9 protein-coding genes are annotated in these 9,531 nt (G+C 45.9%); all 9 read right to left on the bottom strand.

All coding sequences use genetic code 11. The features are described 5' to 3' along the window. The coding region (locus Q674_RS31370; protein ID WP_023008939.1) for an HAD hydrolase family protein at positions 1 to 472 on the bottom strand (472 nt) is incomplete at its 3' end. 19 nt (positions 473 to 491) lie between these two features. Then, positions 492 to 1,208: a TSUP family transporter gene (locus tag Q674_RS31365; protein ID WP_023008938.1), complete on the bottom strand. Its 717-nt coding sequence runs from the start codon at positions 1,206 to 1,208 to the stop codon at positions 492 to 494. Positions 1,209 to 1,214: 6 nt separating this feature from the next. Beyond that, positions 1,215 to 2,768: an alkaline phosphatase family protein gene (locus Q674_RS31360; protein ID WP_081698936.1), complete on the bottom strand. Its 1,554-nt coding sequence runs from the start codon at positions 2,766 to 2,768 to the stop codon at positions 1,215 to 1,217. Beyond that, positions 2,758 to 4,386, bottom strand: a complete 1,629-nt coding sequence (locus Q674_RS41330; protein WP_023008936.1) for a hypothetical protein — start codon at positions 4,384 to 4,386, stop codon at positions 2,758 to 2,760. The genes Q674_RS31360 and Q674_RS41330 overlap by 11 nt, the downstream gene beginning before the upstream one ends. Next, positions 4,387 to 5,511, bottom strand: coding sequence for a hypothetical protein (locus Q674_RS31355; RefSeq protein WP_023008935.1), 1,125 nt, complete (start codon positions 5,509 to 5,511; stop codon positions 4,387 to 4,389). Positions 5,512 to 5,513: 2 nt separating this feature from the next. After that, complete coding sequence (locus Q674_RS41105) at positions 5,514 to 6,734, bottom strand: hypothetical protein (RefSeq protein WP_152526071.1); 1,221 nt, start codon at positions 6,732 to 6,734, stop codon at positions 5,514 to 5,516. Positions 6,735 to 6,745: 11 nt separating this feature from the next. Next, positions 6,746 to 8,638: a PEP/pyruvate-binding domain-containing protein gene (locus tag Q674_RS31340; protein ID WP_023008932.1), complete on the bottom strand. Its 1,893-nt coding sequence runs from the start codon at positions 8,636 to 8,638 to the stop codon at positions 6,746 to 6,748. Beyond that, positions 8,635 to 9,216, bottom strand: coding sequence for a dCTP deaminase (gene dcd / locus Q674_RS31335; protein ID WP_023008931.1), 582 nt, complete (start codon positions 9,214 to 9,216; stop codon positions 8,635 to 8,637). The genes Q674_RS31340 and dcd overlap by 4 nt, the downstream gene beginning before the upstream one ends. Positions 9,217 to 9,231: 15 nt before the next feature. Next, a partial coding sequence (locus Q674_RS31330; RefSeq protein ID WP_023008930.1) for a dCTP deaminase domain-containing protein occupies positions 9,232 to 9,531 on the bottom strand: 300 nt, incomplete at its 5' end.

Below are 9,531 nucleotides of genomic sequence, written 5' to 3'. Positions count from 1 at the left end.
AGTTATTCAGACCTTCCCTAAAGAAAAAACGATTTCGGTGAAATGTGATCAGTTGGGCACCATTTCTCATATAGTTGAAAACGCGATTCAGCACGCCATAGTCAAACCCTTCATCCAAATCGCCCATGACAACAAAGGCAGGGTTCTTGGTTGTCTGCCTGATCCCCGTAAACTGATCCTCAATCTCTTCAGGGATCGCAAGATAGCCCGCTTTACCAACGTAGTTTTGCTCAAGAAAATGAACACACGCTCCCACTGAGGTCAGAACCTCGCTATCTTGGACTTCAAAACTTAACTCTCTTAGCACCTTCCCCAATTGCTCAGGTGTTCTTCCTGTCGTGTTGGTAACAAACCGCAGTTGTACGCCCATGCTGCGAAGACCGTTCACAGCGTCTATTGCCCCAGGAAGCGGCTGATTATTCAAAACAAGTGTGCCATCAATATCAAAAATAACACCTTTAACTTGAGCCATAGGAAAAACCTCCTCCGGTCTAAGAAACGATCATTAAGCCGGCGTAGACCAGCATAAAGACTGAGAAGACATGCTGATAAAAGTGTTCTTTCATCGACTTGAAAATTCGATTACCAATACTTAGGTACACGACCGCGGCTACCGCACATGAGATCACGGTTGTAGCGCTTATCTCTAAGACATTGAGTGCACTCAATGTACTAAGTTGCACCAATCCAAACAACAAATACCCAGTTACAATGCAACTCAAGACTTCTATCTTATAGTTATGTTTCGACACCGCATACGCTGAAAGCAGGCTGCCACCCATATTTGAAAGGCCATGTACCGCCCCCATGATGAACAAATACGACCGAGAATGATGGGTAATGAATTCCTGTAAACGATTCGAAATGCGAGTGAAAAAACGCGACAGAGCAGTAAAGATCAGAATCGCTGCGATCAGCATGTATAAGTTGAGCTTTTGGTCATAAATTAAAGTCCAAACTAAAGCTAGAACTAGAACAGGCAGACAACAAATCAACAAATCAAGTAGATACGCTTTTTTTGGTTTTTCAAGTTGATAGAATTGAATAGCGCTGATCGTCAAGGAAGGGGGGAGAAGTATCGAAAGAACTTCACCAAATGGGTACCCCATCAATAGCAGAGTAGGTGTCCCAAACACCAACAATCCCATACCAAAAATTGACTGAACAATAGAAAATAACGCGATAATGAGAATAAGATAAAGCTCCATGCTAAATTAACCTTCCTCTATGAACTTTAAAATTTGGTGTAAGTGCTGTGGTCGCTCAACTGTAGGCAAGCCAGACGTCATGAATACACCCTTCAACCAAGGGTGGTCGCTGTGAGCGCAGTGGTCCCCTGATTTTGCACTCGGGCATAAGGCATCGACTGACTGACTAGCTTTAACTCGAAGGCCGTCGGGAGGTATTAGAAAATAGCGATTCTCCTGACTGAGCACTCCCTGATGATTATCTAACCTCACTACCTTAGCCCCTGAGAACCCAAGCGCTTCGAACCAATCCAATATGTCGGCGATTATCGTCTCGGTATCGGATTTGTCGGCTAATATACTTAGAGTCCCGTTCTCGGCAGGGTGATACGCGGCAACGGTATTAGACCAATCTATCTCGCCACCTTCCTTGAATCTCAGCCACCCTTTCTCAGCCATAAAGTTGTTCAAGTAACACGTGTTTTGGATAGGCTGCATCCCGTGATCAGAATTCATTACTAGCACTTCACCCTCGTCTAACGATTTGGTTAGCGTGTGGACGACTTCTTCGACCCAAAGCAACAATTGAGTCATGATCTTCTTGCCCTGGGAAGTAGAAGAGACCAACGCTTGTAACCCCAACAATTCATGCAACGCCAGATCGAATACTGGGTAATAACCGACGTACAAATCTGCGTCATCTTGTGAGAACCCCAAAGCCAGTTCTTCAAGAAAACACCGATGCACTTTCTCAAGGCTCAACAGCAAGGCCTCTTCAGCTTCGCCTCCACCGCCCTGTACCAATTTGTCGCCCAACAAACCGTTTCGATATGACTGAGTCAAAGCCTCATGGCAAAAGGTCAGCTGATGTCGATCCTTCACGATGTTGTCGGTTGGAGAAGCGCGATAGGCATTTTTACCCAACACGCTACATACCCATTCTTGGCCATTGTTGGAAATCAACACCGATAAGTGAGGCAGCAATTCCCCGTCAGGCAGGGGCAGATCAACCACTTCGTTGTTTGAAACCAAATGGCAAACCTTACCGTTAGGTGACTCCATAAGCAGTTTAGTTCGATGTTCGTTGATCAGAGAAAAAGCAATCGACACTGAGAATGGATCAATGTTTAGCACTTCAGTCAATGGCACCGTTTGCGATGACCACAATCGCTGTGAATAAACATCGCTTCGCGCCACCATCTGTCGCGCGAGTTTAGCTTCATCAACAAAAGGTACATGGTGCAAGCGCACGCGATACCCAACGCGTGCATACTTGTCCCAAACCATATCGATATGCGATGGCCACGCTGTGAAGCTGTTGTGAAATGTTGAAAAAACATCCGTATCTGGTGTTTCATACCCTAATATGCCGTGCTCCTCACTCTGCAGCCCACTCCAAATAGAAAATAGTGACGGAGGGGTTTGACAGTTGGGGTAGAGCGGTTCTAGGGCCGTCAAACAGTTGGACGTCATCATTTGTGTCAAAACAGGCATAGCCTGAGAACACAAATAAGTCTTTAAATATTCAAACGAGAGACCGTCAATAACTACCCATTTTAACCGAGGTAGACTAATTGCCATGCGAGTGCCCTAACAGCGTATCCACCAATGACTGGACTTCTCGCTCCAATGCGTCAAGCGTGGAGTTATTCTCCAAAACATAGTGGGATTCAATCGAATTAATGGAATTATCTAACGGTGATTTCAATTGCGACTGTATATCTTGACGTCCTTGCAAACGTTTTATACGTGTAGGCTCGTCACATGCAACCCGAATTACGCGATAACCGCTATTGACCAGCGCCGGCCAATCTGTTTCTTTATCGCGTAAGTCGTCGGTAATGATGACCTCAGCGTTACTGCCAACCAGTCGAGAGAACAGGTGCTGAACCAGTGAATCTTTACTTAACATACGAAGATTAGTGGCTATGTTTTCCAACAGCTTTTGATGTTGAACTCCACTCGGAAGGTCGATGGACGCAGTTTCGAAATACGCAGCCTGCAAGTCATACAAAGGTTGAGCCAGTTTTTCGCTCAACACAGATAAACCTCGTTGTTCAAAAGCTTGCTTAATTAAACTTGCCGCCGTACTTTTCCCTGAGCCGCTGGGCGCGACCAACGCGATTTTTATCGCATTAGGCATCCTAAGTTGCAACTCAATTGCTTCTGCTGAGACATGACCTGAGGTTTTTAGCCATTTAACACTATATAACCCTTCATACACCTCTCGGTGTAACTCTCTAACTGAATCGGTCATCTCTATGTTCGCGAGACGATGCCAGTTTGCCGTCGTGAACCCATAAGGGTCCTCGAACAACTGGCGTTGATCTACGTGTTCTTTGTCCAAAGAATACAGCAGAGAAGGGGCTTGAGCTTTTCCTAAGATGTCCGGCAATAATAGGCCTTCAAGTCGACCATTTGGCGTCCGAGGTTTACCCAAAGCGCCATAAAACAGCTCTGGCGCGAACAAATACTTGTCCCCGGCTTCAGCTTCAGACATCGGTAGTTCAGAGACTAGTAGACCCAGTTTTCGGCACAACTCTGGGTGATGGCGTAAAGAGCCGACACCAACGTGCGGATAGTCTGGCCACCCCCTCACCCTTAACGCCCCCTCATGGAGATCGACCAGTAGTTTATCGCCACTGAAAAAACCGTACTTACCAGAACCCACCAAGTTCAACATGGTTGTAGTTTTTCCAGCCCCCTTGACCCCACCAATGGCAAGCACCTCGCCTGTCTCTAGGTTTTCGACGGCTGAGGCATGAAGCAACACACTGCCTTTACCCGCTTCTAGCAACAAGCAGTAGTAGCGGAAAAACTCGATGAGATGAATAAAACTACTATCGCTGATATACAGGTCCATCCGTTTAGACCCTGGCACAAATGCGTAGCCAGTTTGATCGCGTTCATTCCATGCTATCTGAGTTCCGTCAGAAAGCTCACCACGGCTTAATTCAAGGTTAAACGCCTCGGCGGTGCTGCGTCGAATTGTTTCTAATCCAGTGCAGCGTGTTTTCCACTCTGGCAAAAACGACGCCTCTTCATGCAAACCCAGGTGCAGATCTATCTCACCATCGACTCGCTCAGATAAGAAGTACGGTGAGATAAAGGCCAAAAAACGTTGGTAGAGTTGACTTCGCGATTCTACGCAGGCAACTTCAATTCGAATCTTCCCATTTCCTAGAACGTGACGAACCATTCACTGCTTCTCCCCATTGAGCTTTAGATAGTCCTTAAGGAAAGTTAACTTCGAGTAATGGTTCTTCTCAAAACGGAGACCCTGAGTATCGATGAAATCCTCAACTACGGACACCAATGCGTTAAATCCTTTATAAATATTTGCTTCATCCGCGCACCCTCGTGTCTTCAAATATTCAATTTCGCATTGCTGAAGCCTTCCTTGCGGCTCGTAGACATCTTTGATTCGGCAGTCTTCAAAGTTCAGCATGAAGATATCTCCGGTAGGGGTATACTCACACGCAATGTCTAAACGTACTCGGCGCCAACTTGGCAAAGTGATCAACGGTAATTTAAAAAATTCCGTCAACGCAGCTTCTGGCGTCGTTTTCACGGTTTGGAAGTGATAGTTGCGCTCCCAACGCTCTAATGCGTCCTCTTTATATAGTTTCTTTTTGAAGGTCACTACAGGTTCATCAAAGCGAATTTTTTTCTTACGGCTCCAATGCATAACGGATACGTAACCAGACATGCCTTGGCCATTCTCTGCTATCTCGAAAAAGTCATTGTCGTAACTCCAGTGTTCAATCTCATCACCGAGATGAGGTTTGAAATCTGCTATTTCACCATTGGCTAGTGCAGCATAAAAGCGCTCATTCAGTTCGTAGAAATTATAGTTATCCTGGATACTGAACTTTTGCTCCAGTTCCGTATCCGGGATCCCTTTTTCGTAATAGCATTCGAAGTTATTGCTGAGCAGGTAGTGCTCTTTGAATAATAAACTCAATGCATCAAACAACGTGCCTTTGTTTACGTCAAACGGCAGGGCAGGCAGCTGATAAAATTGCGTTGTGAATACTTCAACTCTGTGCACTAAGTGCGTAATTGAGGCTGCTGAACCATCCAACGATACTAAGGCGAGAGGGACAGTACGCTCACTAAGGTTGGCTTTTTCCACTCGATCGCTGACCGGTACAAAGTCCGAGTCCAGGATCGGTGCTTCTATTGCAGACACATCGCAGAGTAGGGTTCTATGCGCTAAATTGTACCCCTCAGGTAATGATAGAAAGTACAACGCTTTTTCTGCGTCAGAAGGGTACTCATCGTGACGAATTTTCCAACTGCCTAAAACAACATATTGTGCCATGATTACTTCCCTTCTTGTTGTTGGGCCAAATAGGTATTACGTGCAAAATCGAGTTTAGAAAATAAGTCTTGCTCGAACTCCATGCCTTGCTGGATCAAGAAATCTTTTACGTAGGCACAAATCACTTCGTACTCTTCCATGACTTTTTGGAAGTCAAACATTGTACGAGAGCGGCAGTACTCAACTTCACATTGAGAAAACGCGTATTTCTCAGGCTCGTCCAAATTCCGGCAAATATCGAAGTACACGCCGAAAATATTACCGGTGTCGAGTGACTCAAAGTTCACATCAAATCGCTTTCTACGGAACGGAGCCATACGCTTGACTTGACCTTGCGCCAGCTCCGTTGCTTTTTTTTCAAACTCGGCATCGGTCAGTTCGCAGTCATAGTGGATGGTTTCTTTTCTTAATTCTGTGTTCTCTTCAAACCATTTTTGCTTCACAGCAACTTTGCCGTTGGTTTGTGGAATAAAGGAGATGTAGCCTTTTGATGCGGGTTCGATGACTTCAAATAGGTGATTGTCGTAGTCAAACACCTGAATATCCATATCCAGTTCAGGCACAAAACCAGGCAGTTTTCCTTCAAGGTTAATGGAACGATACAACGCAGTATTCAGAGACCATGTGTCGGGAATATTTTTAAAGGTGTACTTTCGTTCTAACTCCATATCGTGTTTCCAGCGGGTGTACCAACACGTATCATTGAGGAGATGACGGTACTTCAATAATCGAGGGTAAGCTTGCTCTAACGCAGATACGCAGCAAGCCCATGCGCTCCCAGACGCCTCTACCTCCCACGGCATCTCTGCATACTTGAGGAAAATCGTACCGTGGTGAGCTGTATCGTTGAAGTGGTAGAGCCTTACGGACTTAGAGCCCTTATCGAACTGAACAGCAACAGCTGGCATCAGGTCCTCAAAACCATAGGAACTGCCCACACTTTCAAATACTTCATTAAAGATTTCTTTGCTTTGTTTTTTTTTTGCACGATGCGCCAAGTCAAAGTAGTGGAATTGGTAATCCGATGGGCCAAAACGACGTTCTCGATCTTTGGTGAAGACACGGTCTGCTATCAAATCATCCTGACAATGAAAAAGTGCGTTATTGCCCAGCTTAGCTTGCTTAGGCTCACACTGGAGGATTAACTCAGGGTGAGTAACAACTGAGCGGGGAGCAAAAAACTCACCTGGCTGAAACAATAAGACAAAGAGTTCAGTTTCCATGATTGGTCCTTTTATTTTACCGAAACGGTATCTAACTCAAATGATTCGCCGTGCGTCATTTGGTGAAAAAGTTGGTCGTCGCAGATTGCAGGTAGTTGCTTTTCGCGCAATAAAACACCCAGATGACATAACAATGAGCCTTTCTCAAAAACAAACCCGGACACGTACGGCAACAATGAAGCCAGAGCTGCGTAAGGGCGCTTAGAAAAGATGATCGGGCGTCGAGATAGTGATTGCATGTCTTCAATTATGGAGGTAAACAAATCCCCATATACTGATGCATCAGGGATATCTGTGAGACTCATTGACGGGGCAATACTATAGTTTTCTAGTGCTTCACTCGATTCAACAACAAACACACTGCCACGTGCGAAGCCGGGGGACATCACACTCGTGTTGTCAGTGAGAACCACCGGGCTTTCTCCCACAGACGAATAGTCCAGTGCATAGAACTGTCCATTTGAGAAAACCCATTCAATTTGAATGTCCCCTAGTTTTTCCAAGGCACAAGTCGTGACATCGTGCAATACCCTCAAATCAGCTCCGGAAAAGAGCGTGTTGGCGTCAGGGGCTGACAATGACAGCATTTGACTCACCGCACTGCCTCTATTCATAGCCAATAGACCATCCTCTGAGACTTCAGCTACGAGGGTAGGCCCTTCGTTGGTCAGGACCTGTTGAGTAATAACGCCATACTGGCCTCTAACGAAATCTCGGAGCACGACATAGTGGAGACGATTCGGATCGGTCATCAGTCGTTTGAGTTGATCAATTAGTTCTTCCTTAGATACGGTCAGTTGGCGCACCGCATCCGAGAAATCAATTACCTGTCGCTCACTGAAAAACAGGTCCAGAATGCGTTGTTGGGTAGGAACTTGATCCAGAGCATGACGGTTAAGCTCAAGGATCACTGCACCGACCTCTCCGCAGCCAAAGTGCTTACCAATGTCGTGCAGCGGTTTGCGCTTGCGGTTAAAATATAATGCGTACGCCGGCAACTCTGACTGTATGGAGCCTGGCAGCTCATCGTAGAGTTCATAACATGCAAATTGCGGCTTGGTTGAAGTAGCTTGCTTACGTACGTTCGTGACCGGTCTAGCCTGCAGCAGGTAAACCACGCCATTTTGATAAGCCCATTCAATGTCGACGTGCCCACCCAGCAGATCTTTTGCCGATGTTACAACAGTGGTAAGTTGCTCGAACACTTGCTGATGATCGGCCATCACTGCATCTTTGGTGATCCGCTTTGCTACCTGCTCACCAGACACTAAGGTTTCGCCAACCCCATCAACGTATTCAATGTATAGCGTATCTTCCCCTGTCACAGGGTCACAGCTGAACGCCACTCCTGCTAACTCAGGGTCAATCATTTGTTGAACGATAATGTTCATCGACTCTGCCGACCCGATGACCTTGGCCTCTAACTTTTCCATGATCGCACGTACCGAATACGCTGAGCACCAGACCTTGATAATGGCTGCTTTGAGTTGGTCTATAGACTCCACGTTCAGCACACTCTCATAAATGCCAGCAAAACTGTGCTGGCTGAGGTCTTCAGCCTGGCAAGCCGAGCGCACCGCCACGTTCAATGAGGTGTCAGACCCTTGTATCGATTTCAGCATTGCTTTCAGCGATGCCGTTGCATCGTGTTTCCAACGTAAACGACGGACTTGCTGCGCGATCTCGTCTAAATCCTTTTTCAAAAAGGCGCCAGAAGTGATCATGATATGTTCTTCAAGATTAGTTACGGCGAACTTAACTTCGTCAAAGCGCTCTAGCCATGTCGACAACTCTTTTTCTGTAACTAGCGTCAGTGGAGGCACTGGGTGGTGCTCGGAGAGCATTGCCATATGTCGGTATTTGCCGGGTAAGCTTTCCATCGAGTGAAGCATCTCAGTCATCATACGGTCTCCACCCGATCGATTAAGGGTGGAACCTCCATCTGGTTTCGTTGCTTCAGTTTATTGTGAAAGTCGATATGTATACGCGACTCAATCGGACCATCCGCACATTGATATTTGCCGTCATACAACTCAACCTCACCACAGGTATGCCAGAACATCATTTGGCCAATGTTCATACCGTAATACACTTTAACTGGGTGAATGCAAAACAGTTGAATAGTCCACTTTCCAACAAAACCAATATCACCAAGGGGCGCGGAGAGGTTGATAAACATCCCCATACGAGCAACAGATGAACGAGCAGCGTAGGTCGGTACAAAATTGTCACTGCCCATTGTTTCAATCGTCTCGGCGAGATAAAGTTTGCGAGATTGCAAAACCAGCCCGTCATCTCCCAGGGTTATTTCGTCGACGGGGTTTTCTTTGGCAGGGTCGATCAGATCGTTTTGGTATACTTTTAACTTTCTACCCAAACGAAAGTTATAGCTGTTTGGGTTTACATTCTCTTTTAAAAACGGTGAGATAACAATTTCCTTGCTATTTACTCTTTTATCTATCTCTTTGCCTGTTAAGATCATCAGTTTTCCTAAAAATTAGTCTTCAAAGTCTTGATGGATTCTCGACGCAATTACATTGCTCGATCCTTGGTAACGTCCTGCGTAATGGGATAATTCACCGAAATTCTTCCAAAAACAAATTTTGCCTATCTTCATGCCGGGATAAACGACGATGGGTTGGGCTACTAAAATTTCTAGAGTCCAGTTAATCACCGCACCGGTATGGCCAAGAGGCGCACTGGTTTGAATAAACATTCCGCATCCCGCAGTAGAAAAATTGGCGTAAAGCTCGCTAGCACAGGTGTGACTGCCCATTTTTTCGAGCGTGGATGCTAG

The organism is Marinobacter sp. EVN1, from assembly GCF_000475375.1.
Lineage (GTDB): Bacteria > Pseudomonadota > Gammaproteobacteria > Pseudomonadales > Oleiphilaceae > Marinobacter > Marinobacter nauticus.
Note: the sequence above shows the minus strand (reverse complement) of the source record. Positions and strands in the feature narration are given on the sequence as shown.